The sequence below is a fragment of the Inquilinus limosus genome, assembly GCF_002195995.1.
Lineage (GTDB): Bacteria > Pseudomonadota > Alphaproteobacteria > DSM-16000 > Inquilinaceae > Inquilinus > Inquilinus limosus_C.
In genome coordinates, this window is the sequence record NZ_NHON01000036.1 from 21,914 (window position 1) to 39,721 (window position 17,808).

Sequence of the window (17,808 nt, forward strand, 5' to 3'; positions counted from 1 at the left end):
CCATCAGACGGCCGCGCCGGCGCGTTTGCGGATGGCCTCTAGGCGTGTCCAGCCTCGCCTGACAGCATCATCGGGTCGATGCCGAGCTTGGCGATGGCGCGCTCCCACTTCACCGACAGGTCCTCGCCGAACAGGATGTCGGAATCGCAGGGCACGTTGAGCCAGCCATTGGCCTGGATCTCGGCATCGAGCTGCCCGGCGCTCCAGCCGGCATAGCCCAGCGCCAGCATGTGCCGGCTGGGGCCGGTGCCGCCGGCGATGGCCTGCAGCACCTCCAGCGTCGAGGTCACGGCGACGTCGCCGACCACCACCGTCTTCTCGGCCTTGTAGTCGGTCGAATGCAGCACGAAGCCGCGGCCCGATTCGACCGGCCCGCCGAACTGCACCCGGGTGCTGCCCAGGAGGTCGCCATGCGGGATGCCGAGCTGGTCCAGCAGCGTCGGGAAGTCGATGGTCTGCAGCGGCTTGTTCACCACCAGCCCCATGGCGCCCTGATCGTTATGGGCGCACAGATAGATCACCGTGCGGGCGAAAGGCGGCGCGATCAGGGTGGGCATGGCGATCAGCAGCTGCCCCGTGAGGTAGCTGCCATCCGCCGGCACCTTGACGGCCTTGGAGGATTTCGCCCGACTCATACCGACCACTGCTCCGTTTTCCGCTTCCGGCCGCGACACTAAGGCTAACCCGCGCCGGGCTGGTTCCGAACGACTATATAGGCCAAAGAAAGGCAGTTTCATGGTGCCGGAGATTCGATGAGGTCTAGGCTCGCATTCCTGGCGGCTGCCGCGCTCGGCCTCGCCGCGCTGGCCGGTCCCGGCCCGGCCGGGGCCGCCGAGACGCCGTGGCAGCAGGCCAAGGGCGCGTCGGCGCGGCTGGTCACGGCGGTCGACGGCACCGGCACGCTCGGCGAGATCCCGGCCGGGCTGCACATCCGGCTGGATCCGCATTGGAAGACCTATTGGCGGTCTCCCGGCGATGCCGGGCTGCCGCCGGCGCTGGACTGGAAGGGCTCGCAGAATCTCGGCACCGCGACGCTGGCCTATCCGGCGCCGCACCGGTTCCAGCTGTTCGGCCTCGAGACCTATGGCTACGAGACCGAGGTGGTGTTCCCGCTGACCCTGCCGGTGGCGCAGGCCGGGCAGCCGCAGCATCTGGCCCTGGCCGCCACCGTGCTGGTGTGCAGCGACATCTGCATCCCGGCCAACTTCACCTTCGCGCTGGACCTGCCGGCCGGCCCGGCATCGCCCGACCCGGACGCGGCCAACCTGATCGACCGCTACGCCAACACGGTGCCGGGCGACGGCGCCGCCGCCGGCCTCGCGATCGGTGCGGTCGCGGCCACCACGGCCGGCCCGAATGGGGGCCTGCGGATCGAGGCGACGGCGCGCGAGCCCTTCGCCGCGCCGGACATCTTCGTCGAGGGTGCGCCGGGCGACGCTTTCGCCGCGCCGCGCATCGCCACCAGCGAGGGTGGCCGCAGGCTGGTGGCCGAGATCGACCGGATCCAGGCCGCGGACGACCCGCCCAAAGCCCTGAGCGGCGGCCCGGTCGTCCTGACCCTGGTCGACGGGCCGCGCAGCGTCGAGGCCAAAGCGACGGTCGGCGCGGCGACGGCCGCGACGGCGACGGGCGCGGCCGGCTGGCTGGGCATCCTCGGCGTCGCCCTGCTGGGCGGGCTGATCCTGAACCTGATGCCCTGCGTGCTGCCGGTGCTGTCCCTGAAGCTGCTGTCGATCGTGAAGCTCGGGGGCGCCGAGGCCGGGACGCCGCGCCGGCAGCGCCTGGGCCTCCTGGCCACCGCGGCCGGCATCGTCGCCTCCTTCCTGCTGCTGGCCGGCGGCGCGGTGGCGCTGAAGGCGGCCGGCGCCTCGGTCGGCTGGGGCATCCAGTTCCAGGAGCCGGTGTTCCTGGCGGCGATGGCGGTGATCGTCACCCTGTTCGGCGCCAACATGCTGGGGCTGTTCGAGGTCACCCTGCCCGGCCGCGCCATGGACGCCGCGGCCCGCGCCAGCGGCGCCGGGCAGCCGGAGCGGGACGGCCTCGTGGCGCCGTTCCTGACCGGCGCCTTCGCCACCCTGCTGGCCACCCCCTGCTCCGCCCCCTTCGTCGGCACCGCGCTGGGCTTCGCCCTGTCGCGCGGCCCCGTCGAGATCGGGGCGATCTTCGCCGCGCTGGGCCTCGGCATGGCCCTGCCCTACCTGCTGATCGCCGCGGTGCCGGGCCTGGCCCGGCTGCTGCCGCGTCCCGGCCGCTGGATGGTCTGGGTCAAGGCGGTGCTGGGCCTGGCCCTGTTCGGCACGGCGGCCTGGCTGCTGACGGTCCTGGCGGTGCAGGTGCCGCCGGAAGCGGCCGCCGTGGTGGCGGCGGCGCTGGCGGCGATCGTGCTGGTGCTGTGGCTGCGCCGGCGCGGCGGCATCGCCATCCGGCGCGCCGGCGCTGCGGCCGCCATGGTCCTGGCCCTGGCGGCGGTGCTGCTGCCGCTGCGCTTCGACCGGTCCGACGCGGCGACGATGCAGGCTGCCTCGGCCATCCCCTGGATCCGATTCGACCGCGCCGCCATCCCCGGGCTGGTGCGCGAGGGCAAGGTGGTGTTCGTCGACGTCACCGCCGATTGGTGCCTGACCTGCAAGGTCAACAAGCTCTTGGTGATCGACCGCGACCCGGTGGCCGCGGCCCTGGGCCAGCCCGGCGTGGCGCCGCTGCTGGCCGACTGGACCAATCCCGACCCGGCGATCGCCGACTACCTTGCGGCGCATGGCCGCTACGGCATACCGTTCAACGCCGTGTACGGGCCGGGGGCGCCGGACGGGATCCTGCTGCCGGAGCTCTTGAGCACCGAGGCGGTCCTGGACGCGCTGAAACAGGCCCGCGGCGCGAGTTCCTGATGTCCGGCTGCGGGCCGGCCTCACAGATTCTGGTGGAGAGAACCCCATGACGATCAAGGTTGGCGACCGCATCCCGTCGGTCACGCTGAAGTATCTCGGCAAGGAGGGCATGGCCGAGGTCAAGACCGACGAGCTGCTCGCGGGCAAGACCGTGGCGCTGTTCGCGGTGCCGGGTGCCTTCACCCCGACCTGCTCGGCCAAGCACCTGCCGAGCTTCACCAGCAACGCCGAGGCGCTGAAGGCCAAGGGCGTCGACCAGATCGTCTGCCTGTCGGTGAACGACCCCTTCGTGATGAAGGCCTGGGCCGACAAGAACGAGGTGTCGCCGGACACCGTGTTCATGCTGCCGGACGGCAACGCCACCCTGACCAAGGCGCTGGGGCTGGAGATGGACGGGTCGGGCTACGGCCTGGGCACCCGGTCGCAGCGCTTCGCCCTGATCGCCACGGACGGCGTCGTCACCCATCTCGGCGTCGAGAAGCCGGGCGCCTTCGAGGTGTCGAGCGGCGAAGCCATCCTGGCGGCGCTCTGATACTCAACGGCCGGAGCCACCCCCTCACCCGAAATCGCAGCGCGATTTCGACCTCTCCCCGAGGAGAGGTGATGTTTTCCCTCTCCTCGGGGAGAGGGAGGGGCCCGCCGCGTTGGCGGCGGGAGGGTGAGGGGGTCTCGGGCCGAAGGGCCGTTATGCCGGATCGGTCTCCGTCGTGATCCGGACACCGTGCTGCTCGAACCGCGCCAGCGCCCTCTCGGACGCAACCAGGGTCTCGGGCAGGTAGAGCCCGCCGGTCGGCAGCGGCAGGCCGTCCAGGCCCAGCACGCGCTCGGCGACGACCACGGCGCCCAGCGCCGTCATGTGCCCCACGCCCTTCGGGTCCGACACCAGGACCCGGCGCCGGGCCCGCCGCCCCGACCGCAGCACCCCATCGATCTCGATCAGCGCGTCATGCGAGGCCCGGCCGCCGGCCCGGCTGCCGATCGAGTCGCCGATGCCGAAATCGAAGCGGATGTCGGGCGCGCCGGTGAGCGCCGCCAGGCTGGGCACGTCGAGCGCGGCGAGGGGCTGCATCGCCGCCTCGGGACCGCCGGCGAAGCCTACGGCGCGGCCGTGGTCGCCGCCATCGACCCACGCCCATGGACCGGCCCGGCGCAGCAGGGCGCGGCTGGAGAAGGCCTCGGCGTCGGCGGCGCTCATCGGCCCGACCGCGTCGGCCATGTCGTACAGGGCGGCCATGGCGACGGAGTCGACCCGGTCGAACTCCGCGATCGCCGGCCGGGCCGCCAGGATCAGCACCCCGGCCGCCCAGTGGCCGGCCAGCACGACCGGCCGCCGCGGCGGCGCATGCAGCGCCGCGAACACCGCAGGCCCGGTCTCCTCCACCACCTTGGTGATGCCGATATGGGCGGCGCCCTGCGCCATGGCCGCCTGGATCAGCGCGTCGCCGCGGTCCTGCAGCGTGGCCAGGATCAGGTCGACCGGACCGACCTCCGCCAGCGCCGCGGCCGGGTCGGCGACGTCGAGCCGCAGGGTCGTCGCTCCGATCTCCCGCGCCAGGGCCGCGCCGGCCTCCGCCGACCGGCCCGCCAGGATGATCTCGAGATCCGGCGCCAGCCGGCGCAGATAGCGTGCGGCGGTGCCGCCGACGGCGCCATAACCGCCGGCGATCAGGACTCGCTGAACCATGATGCTTCCCTTCCCCAGGCCGCCAGGCATCGGGCATGGCGGCATTATTACAGATGGTAAGTTACTATCAGTAATATGGAGAGCAAGCACGACTGATCAAGCGGTGGCGCATTCCCTTTTTGTCATTGCCGGGCTTGACCCGGCAATCCAGGGCCACCCGGAGCGGCATCGACATGTCCTGGATGCCCGGGTCAAGCCCGGGCATGACACAGGGGGAGGAAGGCAGCAGGCCTGCTCAAGCCTCGGCCGGCGCCAGGCCGCGGCCGAATTCGCGCAGGCCCTTGCGGGCCAGCTCGTCCACCCGCTCGTTCTCGGCATGGCCGGCATGGCCGCGGGTCCATTCCCAGCGGACCTTGTGCGGCGCCGTCGCCGCCTCCAGCCGCTGCCACAGGTCGACATTCTTCACCGGCTTGCGGTCGGCGGTGACCCAGCCACGGGCCTTCCAGCCCTTCATCCACGTCATCACGCCGTTGCGGACATACTGGCTGTCGGTGGTCAGCACCGCATCGACCGGGCGCTTCATCGCCTCCAGCGCCTGGATGGCGGCCATCAGCTCCATCCGGTTGTTGGTGGTCAGGGTCTCGCCGCCATACAGCTCGCGCTCGGTCTCGCCCATGCGCAGCAGCACGCCCCAGCCGCCGGGGCCGGGATTGCCGCTGCAGGCGCCGTCGGTGAAGATCTCGACCTTGGGCAGCTTCATCGGCTTCTTCGTCGTCGCGGCGGTGTCGGTCACGGGTCGATCCCATAGGCGGCCACGCTGGTGACCTGCTGGTGGAAGCGCAGCTTGCGCCAGTATTCGAGCGGGTCCTTGGGCTTCACGAAGGCGCCCGGCGGATGGTTCAGCCAGTCGTAGAGCCGGGTGAGGAGGAAGCGCAGCGCGTTGCCGCGCGCCAGGATCGGCAGGGCCGCGACCTCGGCCGACGACAGCGGCCGCTCGGCCCGGTAGCCGGACAGGAGCAGCCGCGCCTTGGTGGCGTTGAAGGCGCCGTCCGGCTCGAAGCACCAGGCGTTCAGGCAGATCGACAGGTCATAGGCCAGCATGTCGGTGCAGGCGAAGTAGAAGTCGATCAGCCCGGACAGGCGGTCGTCGCGGAAGAACACGTTGTCGGGGAACAAATCGGCATGGATCAGCCCGACCGGCAGGTCGGTGGGCCAATGCGCCTCGAGGAACTCCAGCTCGCGGGTGATGCCCTCGGCCAGGCCCGGCGTCACCGTGTCGGCACGGCCGGCGCAATCGGCGACCAGCCGGCGCCAGCCGCCGAGCGACAGGTTGTTCGGCCGGGTCATCGCGAAATCGGCCCCGGCGGCGTGCATGCGGGCCAGCGCCGGGCCCAGGGCCTGGCAGTGCCAGGGCTGGATCCGCTTCGGCCACAGCCCGTCGAGGAAGGTGACGATCACCGCCGGCCGGCCGGACAGGCGGCGCAGCGCCTGCCCGTCGCGGGCGGCAACCGGCTGCGGGCATTCGATGCCGCGCGCCGCCAGATGCTGCATCAGGCCGAGGAAGAACGGCAGGTCGGCCTCGGCCACCCGCTTCTCGTACAGCGTGAGGATATGGGGGCCGGCCGTGGTCACCAGCAGGTAGTTGGAGTTCTCGACGCCCTCGGCGATGCCCTTGAGCGAGAGCACGGTGCCGATGTCGTATTCCGCCACGAAGGCGGCGACATCCTCGTCGGTGACTTCGGTGTAGACGGCCATGGATCGCCCGGGTGAAAGCGGCTGAGCCCGCCTTCATAGAGCGAGAGGGGACGGCTTGTCGAAGGAAGAGAGGGGACCGGCGCGGGATGCCGCCGTGCGCGGCAGGCCCGGCGCGGGCCGGTCAGACGGAAAGAGCGGCCGAGGAGATCCGCGGCCGCCCTTTCTCTGCAACCGGCAAGGCCGGGTCAGCGACCCGACTGCGGATAGGCAGGACCGTGCGGGTCCGCGCTCTGCAGCGCGCTCGGGCCATGCTGCGAGTGGAAGCCGGTGCGCGCCTCGGCGACGCCGGAGGCGGCGGCGACACCCAGCGCCAGCAGGGCGACGAGGCCGATCGGGCGGACGATCTTCACGAACGACATGATCTGTTCCTCTTGAACGGAGACCCGGCACCGCTCCCTCGGAGCGGCAACGCCGGATCGACAGGTATGGAACTGCAGGGCCGGTGCCGGAGCGTCGCCGTGACGGGGCGTCCGCCGCTGTCCTGCCCTCCGGAATTGGGCATCGCCGGATCGGAAGTAAACTTTCGTTAAGGAGAATTCATGGAATTCATAATGAATTCATCATTACAGGCGTAATAATCGATCGGCGTCGGCCACGACCGACCGCCCCGGGCTCAGCCCTTCGGCGGATAGACGTGGCGGCAGCCGTTCGGATCCTCGACGGTCCAGCCCCCGGCGTCGGAGCCGTCGAGATGGTCCGGCCCGATCGGCACCTTGCCGCGGCCGCCCGGGATGTCGAGCACATAGGTCGGCTGGGCCAGGCCGGACAGCCGGCCGCGCAGCGCCTTCATGATCCGGCGGCCATCCTCGATGCCGGTGCGGAACTGCGCCGTGCCGGGGGCGAGGTCGCCGTGATGCAGGTAATAGGGCTTGATGCGCAGGCGCACGAAATCGCGGAACAGCTGCTCCAGCACCGCCGGGTCGTCGTTGACGCCGCGCAGCAGCACGGTCTGCGACACCAGGGCGACACCGGCATCGGCGAGCCGGCGGATCGCGTCGCGCGCCGCGGGGGTCAGCTCGCGCGGATGGTTGCTGTGGATGGCCAGCCAGACGGCGCTGTCCTGCGCCTTGAGCGCGGCCACCAGCTCCGGCGTCACCCGCTCCGGCTCCACCACCGGCACGCGGCTGTGCAGCCGGACCACGCCGAGATGCGGGATGGCATCGAGCCGCGCGACCACGTCGGCCAGGCGGCGCGGCGCCAGCATCAGCGGGTCGCCGCCAGTCAGGATCGCCTCCCACACCTGCGGCCGGGCGCGGATGTAGCCGATCGCGGCGGCGAGGTCGTCCTCGCCCATCGCCTCGCCGCCGGGCCCGACCATCTCGCGCCGGAAGCAGAAGCGGCAATAGACCGGGCAGGCGTGCAGCAGCTTCAGCAGAACCCGGTCGGGATAGCGGTGGACCAGCCCCGGGATCGGACTGTGCGCCCCGTCGCCGATCGGGTCGGCCAGTTCCTCCGGCCTCGTCTCCAGCTCGGCCGCGCCGGGCACGAACTGGCGCCCGATCGGGTCGTGCGGATCGGCCGGATCGACGAGATCCACCATCGCCGGCGTCACCGCGATGGCGTAGCGCGACGCCACGTCGCGCAGCTCCTGCAGCCGCTCATGCCCGGCCAGGCCGGCCTCGACCAATGCCTCGGGGCTCCGCAGGCGCTGCGGCGGGAGATGTCCGTCCTTGGGCATGATCAGGCGGGGCTGAGCTCGCGCGGCAGCTTGAAGGTGATGGTCTCGACCGTGACCGGCTCGGACTGGATGGTGACGGCATAGCGGTTGTGCAGCTCGCTCATCACCTCCTCGACCAGCACCTCGGGCGCCGAGGCGCCGGCGGTGATGCCGAGGGTGCCGATGCCGTCGAACCACGACCAGTCGAGATCGGCCGCCCGCTGCACCAGCATCGCCTTGTCGCAGCCGGCCCGGCGCGCGACCTCGACCAGCCGCACCGAGTTGGAGGAATTCGGCGCGCCGATCACCAGCACCGCGTCGCAATGCGGGGCGATATCCTTGATCGCCTCCTGCCGGTTGGTGGTGGCGTAGCAGATGTCCTGCTTGTTCGGCGCCGAGATGGTGGGGAACTTCGCCTTCAGCGCGTCGACGATCTCGACCGTGTCGTCCAGCGACAGCGTGGTCTGGGTGGCGAAGGCCAGGTTCTCGGGGTCCTCGACCTCCAGCGTCGCCACGTCCTCGACCGATTCGACCAGCCGGACGGCGCCGGGCGGCAGCTGGCCCATGGTGCCGATCACCTCCGGATGGCCGGCATGGCCGATCAGGATCACGGTGTGGCCGGTGCGGAAATGGCGCTCGGCCTCGCGATGCACCTTGCTGACCAGCGGGCAGGTGGCGTCGAGATACAGGAGCTTGCGCCGCTCCGCCTCCGCCGGCACCGATTTCGGCACGCCATGGGCCGAGAACACGACCGGCGCGTCGTCCGGCACCTCGTCCAGTTCCTCGACGAAGACCGCGCCCTTGGCCTCCAGCGTCTCGACCACGAAGCGGTTGTGCACGATCTCGTGCCGGACATAGACCGGGGCGCCGTACTTCTCGATCGCCTTCTCGACGATCTGGATGGCGCGGTCGACGCCGGCGCAGAATCCGCGCGGCGAGGCCAGCATCACCGTCAAGGACGGCCGCGCGTCCCGCGCCTCCGCGCCTGCGCTTGTGCCAGCCTGTGCCATTTCCTATGGTCCTGAACCCGTTGTTGAATGGAGAGGGCGATGCCCGCCGAAGTCTCGCGCCGCGACCCTAATATAGGTGCTCTCTCAAGAAAAGCGCGGTACGGCGTCTCAGGGTGTCTCGCTTCGAGACGATTCTGGGCCGGCGCCCCCCTCCTGCTGCTCACAGGACTAGCAGCCTGTGGTGGCGAGAATGCGGCGCAGCAGGCCGGGCTGCGCTGCCCGCAGATCGTCATCCCGCAGGAGGCGGCGATCTACGACGTGGTGCGCAACAACAGCACCAGCCCGAAGGACGTGCTGGTCGAGGCGCGGATCACCAACACCCGCGGCGGCTGCAGCTATGCCGACAAATCGGTGACGATGGACGTGAATGTCGAGTTCACCGCCTGGCGCGGCCCGGCCGCATGGCTGGAGAAGGACGTCCCGGCGCAGTACTTCGTCGCCGTGACCGACGCCCAGGACCGGATCCTGAACAAGGCCGTGTTCGACGTGAAGATCCCGATGCCCAAGCTGCAGGTCACCCCGAAGGAGAGCATTCAGGAGCCGCTGGAGCAGGTGATCCCGGTGTCCAGCCCGCAGGAGGGCGGCTCCTACAAGATCATGATCGGCTTCCAGCTGTCGCCGCAGCAGCTCGAGTTCAACAAGCACCGCAACGACCCGCGCACGCCGGGCGCCGCGGCCCAGGCCGCCGGCCGCCGGACCATCGCCCCGGTGATCCCCGACCCGCGCGACCCGGACACCAGCCTGCCGCCCCAGTGACGGGCGGCCATGACGGGCAGCAGTGACGGCGACGGAACGAGAAACGTCGCGGATTGACTTTTCCGGCGCGGCGGACGACTGTCCGCCAGCGCATTGATACGGCCTACGACCCTGGCGGGAGAGACCGGGACCGCGTGAGCGGAACCGGCGCCGAAGGAGCAAACGCCCCGGAAACTCTCAGGCCAAAGGACCGCCAAGGGTAAGGCACTCTGGAGAGCAGGTCGCGACGCCCGTCGCGGCCTCACCGATGGGGTAAGCCGGACAGAGTTCCCGGCGATTCTCTCAGGTCCCAGACAGAGGGGGTGGCGCGCGGGAATGGTCCCGCACGCCCACCTTTTTGTCGACGAGGACCCGGGACCGTGACCGATACCCCCCTGCAGCGCACCCCGCTCTACGACCTGCATGTCGAGCTGGGCGGCAAGCTGGTCCCCTTCGCCGGCTACGAGATGCCGGTGCAGTACCCGCTGGGCATCCTCAAGGAACACCTGCACACCCGCGCCGAGGCCGGGCTGTTCGACGTCAGCCATATGGGCCAGGCCTGGCTGGAGGCCGAGCCGGGGCAGGATGCCGCGGCGCTGATCGAAACGCTGGTGCCGGGCGACATCGCCGGGCTGGCGCCGGGCCGCATCCGCTATTCCCTGCTGCTGAACGACGAGGGCGGCATCCTCGACGACCTGATGATCACCCGAACCGTCGACCCGGCGCGGCTGTTCCTGGTGGTCAACGCCGCCTGCAAGGATGCCGACTTCGCGCACATCGCCGCCAAGCTGGCCGGCCGCGCCCGGCTGGTGCGGCTGGACGACCGCGCCCTGATCGCGCTGCAGGGCCCGAAGGCCGCGGCCGTGCTGGCCCGCCACGCCTTCGGCGCCGACGACCTGGCCTTCATGGAATCCGGCACCTTCGCGCTCGACCGGGTGGAATGCATGATCAGCCGGTCCGGCTATACCGGCGAGGACGGGTTCGAGATCTCGGTCCCGGCCGAGGAGGCCGAGCGCGTCACCCGGCTGCTGCTGGCCGAGCCGGAAGTGGCGCCGATCGGCCTGGGCGCCCGCGATTCGCTGCGGCTGGAGGCGGGGTTGTGCCTCTACGGCCACGACATCGACACCACCACCACCCCGGTCGAGGCCGGGCTGTCCTGGACCATCGGCAAGCGCCGCCGCGCCGAGGGCGGCTTCCCCGGCGCCGGGCGGATCCTGCAGCAGCTGGCCGAGGGCCCGGCGCGCAAGCGCGTCGGCATCCGGCCCGAGGGCCGCGCCCCCGCGCGGGAAGGGACCCTCATTCTCTCCGCTGACGGCCGCGAGATCGGCCGCGTCACCTCCGGCGGCTTCGGCCCCTCGGTCGGCGCCCCGGTCACAATGGGTTATGTCGAATCCGGCTTCGCCGCGCCTGGGACTGCTGTCACCCTTCTGATCCGTGACAAGGCGCATCCGGCCGCGGTGGCCGCCCTGCCCTTCGTCGCGCCGAACTTCCACCGCTGACCTGACAGGGAGCCAGCAGCATGAGCAACGTCCCGAACGATCTGAAATATTCCGAGGACCATGAGTGGGTCCGCGTCGAGGCTGACGGAACCGCCACCGTCGGCATCACCGACCACGCGCAGAAGACGCTGGGCGACATCGTCTTCGTCGAGATGCCCGAGGTCGGGAAGAAGTTCGAGGCCGGCGAACCGATCGGCGTGGTCGAATCGGTCAAGGCGGCGAGCGACATCTTCACCCCCGTCGGCGGCGCGATCATCGCGTTCAACGAGGATGTCTCCGAATCGCCGGAGATGGTGAACGACGACCCGTATGGCGACGCCTGGATCTACAAGATCAAGATGTCCAACAAGGCCGATCTCGACAAGCTCCTCAGCCCCGACGCCTACGCCAAACTCATTGCCGAGTGACAAGCACCGATGCGTTATTTGCCCCTGACCGAAGCCGACCGCCGCGAGATGATCGCGGCGGTCGGTGCCGGCTCGATCGACGAGCTGTTCCGCGACGTGCCGCAGAGCGCGCGTCTGCCCGGCCCCCTGACGGAGCTGCCGCCGCACCAGGGCGAGCTGGAGGTGGAGCGCGCGCTGGGCGCCATGGCCGCCAAGAACGTGCCGGCCGGATCGGTCCCGTTCTTCTGCGGCGCCGGCGCCTATCGCCACCACGTGCCGGCCACGGTCGACTACCTGATCCAGCGCGGCGAGTTCCTGACCAGCTACACACCGTACCAGCCCGAGGTCACCCAGGGCACGCTGCAGTACCTGTTCGAGTTCCAGACCCAGGTCGCGCTGCTGACCGGGATGGAGGTCGCCAACGCCTCGATGTATGACGGCTCCACCGCCTGCGCCGAGGCCATCATGATGGCGAACCGCGTGACCCGCCGGTCGCGCGCGGTGATCTCCGGCGGGCTGCACCCGCAGTATCGCGACGTCTGCCGCACCCATGCCGACTTCACCGGCTTCACCCTGGACGAGGCGGTGCCGAACCCCGACGGGGTCGAGGACCTGGCCGGCCGGATCGACGGCGAGACCTCCTGCGTCGTGGTCCAGAACCCGTCGGTGTTCGGCCATGTGCACGACCTGTCGGCCCTGGCCGAGGCCTGCCACGCCAAGGGCGCGCTGCTGGTCGTCGTGGTCACCGAGGTGGTGTCGCTGGGCCTGATGACCCCGCCAGGCGAGATGGGCGCGGACATCGTGGTCTGCGAGGGCCAGTCGATCGGCAACGCGCTGAACTTCGGCGGCCCCTATGTCGGCCTGTTCGCGACGCGCGAGAAGTTCCTGCGCCAGATGCCGGGCCGGCTGTGCGGCCAGACCGTCGACGCCGAGGGCAAGCGCGGCTATGTGCTGACCCTGTCGACCCGCGAGCAGCACATCCGCCGCGAGAAGGCGACCAGCAACATCTGCACCAACAGCGGCCTGTGCGCGCTGGCCTTCACCATCCACCTGTCCCTCTTGGGCGAGGCGGGCTTCACGAAGCTGGCGCGGATCAACCACGCCAAGGCCGTGACCCTGGCCGCCAAGCTGGCCAAGGTGCCGGGCGTGGCGGTGCTGAACGACAGCTTCTTCAACGAGATCACCATCCGCCTGCCGAAGCCGGCCGAGCCGGTGATCGACGCGCTGGCCAGGCGCAACGTCCTGGGCGGCGTGCCGGTCAGCCGGATCTACGCCAACCGCCCGGCCTTCGCCGACCTGCTGCTGGTGGCGGCGACCGAGACCAACACCGAGGCCGATATCGACGCGCTGTGCGCCGGCCTGTCGGAGGTGCTGTGATGACTGAAGTCGCTACCTTCACCGGCAATCGCGGCCTGGACATCGAAGAGAAGCTGATCTTCGAGCAGGACAGCCCCGGCCATTGCGGCGTCGACCTGCCGGAGCCCACGACCGACGAGCTGCGCCTGGGCGGCGTCAAGCCGCGCGGCGGGGTCGGCCTGCCCGGCCTGGCAGAGCCGACGGTGATGCGCCACTACACCCGCCTGTCGCGGATGAACATGGCGATCGACACCGCGCTGTACCCGCTCGGCTCCTGCACCATGAAGCACAATCCGCGGCTGAACGAGCGGATGGCCCGGCTGCCCGGCTTCGCCGACATCCACCCGTTGCAGCCGGTCGCGACCGTGCAGGGCGCGCTGGAGCTGATCGACACGCTGGCACATTGGCTGAAGACGCTGACCGCCATGCCGGCCGTGGCCCTGTCCCCGGCCGCCGGCGCGCATGGCGAGCTGTGCGGCATGATGGCGATCCACGCCGCCCAGGAGGCCCGTGGCGAGGGCCATCGCCGGCGGGTGCTGGTGCCGGAATCGGCGCATGGCACCAACCCGGCGACGGCGGCGGCGATCGGCTACACCGTCGACGCCATCCCGGCGACCGCGGACGGCCATGTCGACCTCGCCGCGCTGAAGGCCAAGCTGGGGCCGGACGTGGCGGCGATCATGCTGACCAACCCGAACACCTGCGGCCTGTTCGAGCGCGACATCGTCGAGATCGCGCGGGTGGTGCATGAAGCCGGCGCCTTCTTCTACTGCGACGGCGCCAACTTCAACGCCATCGTCGGCCGGGTGCGCCCGGGTGACCTCGGCGTCGACGCCATGCACATCAACCTGCACAAGACCTTCTCCACCCCGCATGGCGGCGGCGGCCCGGGCTCCGGCCCGGTGGTGCTGTCGGCGGCGCTGGCCCCCTACGCCCCGATCTCGGCCGTGGTGCATGACGCCAACGGCTTCCGCGTCGCCGAGCACAAGGGCCGCGACGGCGCGCCGGAGCACAGCTTCGGCCGGCTGAAGGCGTTCCACGGCCAGATGGGCATGTTCGTCCGCGCCCTGGCCTACATGATGAGCCACGGCGCCGACGGGCTGTGGCAGGTGGCCAGCGACGCGGTGCTGAACGCCAACTATGTGCAGGCCCGCCTGAAGGACGTGCTGACCCCGGCCTTCGACAACGGCTATTGCATGCATGAGGCGCTGTTCGACGACCGGGCGCTGAAGGACACGGGCGTGACCACGCTCGACATCGCCAAGGCGATGATCGACGAGGGCTTCCACCCGATGACCATGTACTTCCCGCTGGTCGTGCACGGCGCGATGCTGATCGAGCCGACCGAGACCGAGAGCAAGGCCACGCTGGACCAGTTCATCGGCATGATGCGGTCGCTGGTGGAGAAGGCGAAGTCCGGCCAGGCGGAGTGGTTCAAGGGCGCGCCCTACCACGCCCCGCGCCGACGCCTGGACGAGACCGGCGCCGCCCGCAAGCCGGTGCTGCGCTGGACGCCCGACGCCCCGCTGGCCCAGGCGGCGGAGTAGCGGCCGGCGGCGGTCCTTCGCAGGGAGGACCGCCGCCATCCTCCTCAGGGCGCGGCGACGGGGATCAGCCTGTCTCCGACGGCGTAGAGCACGCAGTCGCTCGCGCGCTGGCGGCAGTAGGACAGCACGGCCTGCGCCGCCGCCTGCTGCGTGCGGTAGCTCGAGTTCCAGGACCAGTAGTCGCGCCCGTTGGTGGCGAAGGCCTTCTCGTAGCTCGCGCTGGCGACATAGCGGGCGAAGCTTTTCTTGCCCTCCTCCGTCAGCCCCGACGGTACCGGCAGCTCCGCCGTCTGGGCCTTGACCAGCTCGGCCGAGGGCAGCCCGCGGGCGGCCAGGAAGTCGCAGACCCGCGGCCACCACAGGGTGGGCGGCGCCGACGACATGATGAAATGCCCGTTCTCGCCGGACGCCGGCGTCACGAACAGCTCGCCGGCGCCGCCGGCCGCCTGGTAGCGGGCGAACATCTCGCGGGCCAGCGCCGGCGGGAACTCCTTGTCGTTCTCGGCATAGACCCACAGCACCGGCGTCCGCGCGGTCTGGCCGAAGGCGCCCGCCGCCTCCAGCAGCGCGTCCTTGCCGCAGACATTCACCCAGGAGGCGCCGCGCCCGCCGGAGAAGTCGAGCACGGCCTGCACGCCCGGCGGGTTCACCGCCGCGGCCGCGAGCACCGCCCAGCCGCCGGTCGAGGAGCCGAGCAGCACCGCCTTGTCCGGCGAGGCCCAGGGCTGGCGGCGGATCGCCTCCAGCGCTGCCAGCAGGTCGGTGCGCGCCACCTCTCCTGCACGCTGATGGCCGGGGTTGTCACAGCTGACGCCGGTGACCATGTCGCGCCCGGTCGAGTTGCCGTAGCCGCGCCGCAGCACCATGACCGCCGCATAGCCGCGGCGGGCGAAGCCGATCGCCGTGGATGAATACCGGGTCGGCGTCAGCGCGCGGTTGTACACGTCCTCCGACGTGCCGTGGGTGATCAGCGCCACCGGGTAGGGGCCGGGCCCGGCCGGCCGCGTGACGAAGGCGTCGAGCGTCTCGCGGTCGCCGTCCGGCATGGTGACCTCAAGCGACAGCGGCGCCCGGACCAGACCCGGCAGCTGCTGGTTGCTGCCGCCGATCGCCGCCATCTGCGCACCGCTGGTCTGGCAGGCACCCAGCAGCAGGCCGGCCAGGGCGATGAGGCCGCGGCGCCACATGCCCCCGCGCGCCGCGTCGGTCCGCGGCGCCGGCACGGCGCGCGATGTCCCGGCCGGAACGGCCGGCAAGCTGTGCATGATGTGTCTCTCCCCGCTCCCGATCGGGGCCGCCCGTGCCGGGTTTCGCCCGGCTGCCGACGTCCCGCCCGATTGTTGCCCCCGAACTCCGCATCGCCGCCCCACCATCGGTTCCGACGCGGGACGCGGGACGAAGTGTCATGGAGCGGCCGGTGGCGGGCAAGCGGGATTGCGATCGGTCAGGGACGGCCGACAAACGACGGGGCGTGCAAGATTCCGACGGCCATCACCATGAAATCTTGCCGGTCTCGCAAAACCGTCTTCCAACCACCGCCCGGGCATTGCATCATCGCCCCGCGCCGATACGCGCGACACGCCTGAGGGGGCGAGATGGGGGTACGATGGCTCGCAAGGCTGTGACCAGTGCGCAGGCGCAGGCCATCGGCCCCTATTCGCACGGCGTGGTCGGGCGCAGCGACCTGCTCTTCCTCTCCGGCCAGACCCCGATCGACCCCGCCACCGGCCGCCTGGTCGAGGGCGACGCCACGGCCCAGACCGAGCAGTGCCTGGCCAATCTGCGCCATGTGCTGGAGGCGGCGGACCTGACCTTCGACGCGGTGGTGAAGGTCAATGTGTTCCTGACCGACATGGCGGATTTCGCCGCCATGAACGCGGTCTATGAGCGCCACTTTCGGGCGCCCTACCCGGCCCGCTCGACCATCGGCGTGGCGGCCCTGCCGCTTGGCGCCCAGGTCGAGATCGAGATGATCGCCGCGATGCCGCGGGAGTAGGCGGCGGGCTTCGCCCATCGAGGGGCGAGAGCACCTGCAGGCATGGGAACGCGCGGCCTCTCCCGTTGAGGCCTTTCAAGTCCCAAACACCGTCATTGCGAGCGCAGCGAAGCAATCCAGGGGCCGTTTGACGTGGCCCCTGGATTGCTTCGTCGGCTTCGCCTCCTCGCAATGACGGCGAGGGAGGGGCAGAGCCCCTACTGCAGATACCCCCAGCGCTCCACGGCCGGCTCGGCGCTGGCCCATTTCCAGGTGTCGCCCTGGCGGCAGATGCTGCCGACGACGATGGTGCGGGTGGCCTTCGCGCCCTCGCCCTCCTCGATCGTCACCAGCACCTCCTTGCAGCTGGCGATCGGCGTCTCGATCGCGCGGGTGACCTGGACCGCCCCGTTCTCGTCGGCATAGCCGAAGGGCAGGTCGTGCTCGACCCGCCACAGCTGGGTGTCGCCCTCGCGCATCCGGCCGGCGACGCCGGCAATCACGTCCTGCTCGTCCTTGTGCAGGTCGCGCATCACGTATTTCACCCCGGCCGCGACCGCGGCCCGGGTGCCCATGCCGACGCTGTAGCCGACGATCGGGTTGGCAGTGACCGCGCCGACCGTGCCGCCGGTGGCGATGCCGCTGACATCCGCCACCATGTTGGCGCAGCCGCCGAGCGGCAAGGCCAGCGCGGGCAGCAGGCGCGCCAGCCGGGGAAGACGGCGCCGTCGCCCGGTCACTGCAACGATCCCCACCGCTCCGTCGCCGGCTCGGCCGAAGCCCATTTCCAGGCCTCGCCGTTCTGGCAGATGACGGCGACGTAGAAGGCCTTGTCCTTCTCTGCCTCGACCGAGAACACGATCTCCTTGCAGGCCAGGGGCGCCGCGCCGATCAGCCGGCTGACGGTGACGTCGCCCTGCTCGTCCGCCTCGATCGGCACGTCATGCGAGACGTCCCAGCGCGCCACCTGGCCCACTGCCAGCGCGCCGGCGACCGAGGCGATGCGGTCCTGCTCGGCCTGGTGCACCTCGCGCTCGCCATATTGCAGCGCGGCGCTGGCGGCCGAGCGGACACCGAGGCCGATGCCGGTGGCCACCAGCGCGTTCTTGGTGACGGCGCTGGCCGCCGCCGCGCCGCCGACGCCGGCAAGATCCGCCGTGCCCTCATGCATCAGGGAGCCGCAGCCGCCGAGCCCCAGCATTGAAACCAGAAGGAGAGCGGCAATCGAGTGTCTGCACGTTCTGGCAGGCATTGCACCGTCTTGAGCCACGGTCTTCGGACCGTCCGGCCGAATTGCGAATCACCGTAACATCAACTTGTTACAATTGTCGATGAAGGTGGAATCTCAATTGCTCCCGGCTTTGGGAGCATTGCCCGCG

The 17,808-nt window shown here is 70.7% G+C and carries 18 protein-coding genes and 1 riboswitch; of the genes, 8 read left to right on the forward strand and 10 right to left on the reverse strand.

Going from position 1 to position 17,808, the window contains the following annotated elements; translation table 11 throughout:
- Positions 1-38 precede the first annotated feature (38 nt).
- Positions 39-635: a YqgE/AlgH family protein gene (locus tag BWR60_RS19130; RefSeq protein WP_088152625.1), complete on the reverse strand. Its 597-nt coding sequence runs from the start codon at positions 633-635 to the stop codon at positions 39-41.
- A gap of 117 nt (positions 636-752) precedes the next feature.
- Here BWR60_RS19130 and BWR60_RS19135 point away from each other — a divergent pair, with 117 nt between their 5' ends.
- Together BWR60_RS19135 and BWR60_RS19140 are read left to right on the forward strand one after the other, a co-directional pair.
- On the forward strand, positions 753-2,885 hold the full coding sequence (locus BWR60_RS19135; protein WP_088152626.1) for a protein-disulfide reductase DsbD family protein: 2,133 nt from the start codon (positions 753-755) through the stop codon (positions 2,883-2,885).
- Positions 2,886-2,931: 46 nt separating this feature from the next.
- On the forward strand, positions 2,932-3,417 hold the full coding sequence (locus BWR60_RS19140) for a peroxiredoxin (RefSeq protein WP_088152627.1): 486 nt from the start codon (positions 2,932-2,934) through the stop codon (positions 3,415-3,417).
- A gap of 153 nt (positions 3,418-3,570) precedes the next feature.
- Here BWR60_RS19140 and BWR60_RS19145 read toward each other — a convergent pair whose 3' ends face one another.
- The 6 genes from BWR60_RS19145 to ispH form a co-directional block, all read right to left on the reverse strand.
- Positions 3,571-4,569, reverse strand: a complete 999-nt coding sequence (locus BWR60_RS19145) for a saccharopine dehydrogenase NADP-binding domain-containing protein (RefSeq protein ID WP_088152628.1) — start codon at positions 4,567-4,569, stop codon at positions 3,571-3,573.
- Between the two features lie 235 nt (positions 4,570-4,804).
- Positions 4,805-5,269 carry a ribonuclease HI gene (gene rnhA / locus BWR60_RS19150; protein WP_088152663.1) on the reverse strand — a complete coding sequence of 155 codons (465 nt, stop codon included), beginning with the start codon at positions 5,267-5,269 and terminating at the stop codon, positions 4,805-4,807.
- Positions 5,270-5,298: 29 nt separating this feature from the next.
- On the reverse strand, positions 5,299-6,264 hold the full coding sequence (locus BWR60_RS19155; RefSeq protein ID WP_088152629.1) for a homoserine kinase: 966 nt from the start codon (positions 6,262-6,264) through the stop codon (positions 5,299-5,301).
- A gap of 185 nt (positions 6,265-6,449) precedes the next feature.
- On the reverse strand, positions 6,450-6,623 hold the full coding sequence (locus BWR60_RS37130) for a hypothetical protein (protein WP_179221839.1): 174 nt from the start codon (positions 6,621-6,623) through the stop codon (positions 6,450-6,452).
- A 254-nt stretch (positions 6,624-6,877) separates the two neighbouring features.
- The gene (locus tag BWR60_RS19160; RefSeq protein WP_088152630.1) at positions 6,878-7,942 is read right to left on the reverse strand and encodes a lysine-2,3-aminomutase-like protein; all 1,065 of its coding nucleotides are present in this window, start codon (positions 7,940-7,942) and stop codon (positions 6,878-6,880) included.
- A gap of 2 nt (positions 7,943-7,944) precedes the next feature.
- Complete coding sequence (gene ispH, locus BWR60_RS19165; protein WP_088152631.1) at positions 7,945-8,931, reverse strand: 4-hydroxy-3-methylbut-2-enyl diphosphate reductase; 987 nt, start codon at positions 8,929-8,931, stop codon at positions 7,945-7,947.
- Between the two features lie 39 nt (positions 8,932-8,970).
- Between ispH and BWR60_RS19170 the strand changes: the two genes are divergently transcribed.
- The 5 genes from BWR60_RS19170 (at position 8,971) to gcvPB (ending at position 14,454) form a co-directional block, all read left to right on the forward strand.
- Positions 8,971-9,687, forward strand: coding sequence for a hypothetical protein (locus BWR60_RS19170; protein WP_144445669.1), 717 nt, complete (start codon positions 8,971-8,973; stop codon positions 9,685-9,687).
- 105 nt (positions 9,688-9,792) lie between these two features.
- A riboswitch (glycine riboswitch) is annotated at positions 9,793-9,890 on the forward strand.
- Positions 9,891-10,046: 156 nt separating this feature from the next.
- Positions 10,047-11,165 carry a glycine cleavage system aminomethyltransferase GcvT gene (gene gcvT / locus BWR60_RS19175; protein ID WP_088152633.1) on the forward strand — a complete coding sequence of 373 codons (1,119 nt, stop codon included), beginning with the start codon at positions 10,047-10,049 and terminating at the stop codon, positions 11,163-11,165.
- Positions 11,166-11,185: 20 nt separating this feature from the next.
- Positions 11,186-11,572 carry a glycine cleavage system protein GcvH gene (gene gcvH, locus BWR60_RS19180; RefSeq protein ID WP_088152634.1) on the forward strand — a complete coding sequence of 129 codons (387 nt, stop codon included), beginning with the start codon at positions 11,186-11,188 and terminating at the stop codon, positions 11,570-11,572.
- A 9-nt stretch (positions 11,573-11,581) separates the two neighbouring features.
- Positions 11,582-12,928: an aminomethyl-transferring glycine dehydrogenase subunit GcvPA gene (gene gcvPA, locus BWR60_RS19185; protein WP_088152635.1), complete on the forward strand. Its 1,347-nt coding sequence runs from the start codon at positions 11,582-11,584 to the stop codon at positions 12,926-12,928.
- Positions 12,928-14,454 (forward strand): aminomethyl-transferring glycine dehydrogenase subunit GcvPB, encoded by a 1,527-nt coding sequence (gene gcvPB / locus BWR60_RS19190; RefSeq protein WP_088152636.1) that lies wholly within the window; start codon positions 12,928-12,930, stop codon positions 14,452-14,454. The genes gcvPA and gcvPB overlap by 1 nt, the downstream gene beginning before the upstream one ends.
- Positions 14,455-14,498: 44 nt before the next feature.
- Here the strand turns inward: gcvPB and BWR60_RS19195 are convergent, their stop codons facing one another.
- The gene (locus BWR60_RS19195) at positions 14,499-15,719 is read right to left on the reverse strand and encodes an alpha/beta hydrolase family protein (protein ID WP_179221840.1); all 1,221 of its coding nucleotides are present in this window, start codon (positions 15,717-15,719) and stop codon (positions 14,499-14,501) included.
- Between the two features lie 341 nt (positions 15,720-16,060).
- Here BWR60_RS19195 and BWR60_RS19200 point away from each other — a divergent pair, with 341 nt between their 5' ends.
- The gene (locus BWR60_RS19200) at positions 16,061-16,450 is read left to right on the forward strand and encodes a Rid family detoxifying hydrolase (RefSeq protein ID WP_088152638.1); all 390 of its coding nucleotides are present in this window, start codon (positions 16,061-16,063) and stop codon (positions 16,448-16,450) included.
- 197 nt (positions 16,451-16,647) lie between these two features.
- On the opposite strand, the gene BWR60_RS19205 is transcribed toward BWR60_RS19200, so the two are convergent.
- Together BWR60_RS19205 and BWR60_RS19210 are read right to left on the reverse strand one after the other, a co-directional pair.
- Positions 16,648-17,169 carry a hypothetical protein gene (locus tag BWR60_RS19205; protein WP_088152639.1) on the reverse strand — a complete coding sequence of 174 codons (522 nt, stop codon included), beginning with the start codon at positions 17,167-17,169 and terminating at the stop codon, positions 16,648-16,650.
- Complete coding sequence (locus BWR60_RS19210; protein ID WP_230983107.1) at positions 17,166-17,630, reverse strand: hypothetical protein; 465 nt, start codon at positions 17,628-17,630, stop codon at positions 17,166-17,168. The genes BWR60_RS19205 and BWR60_RS19210 overlap by 4 nt, the downstream gene beginning before the upstream one ends.
- Positions 17,631-17,808 lie beyond the last annotated feature (178 nt).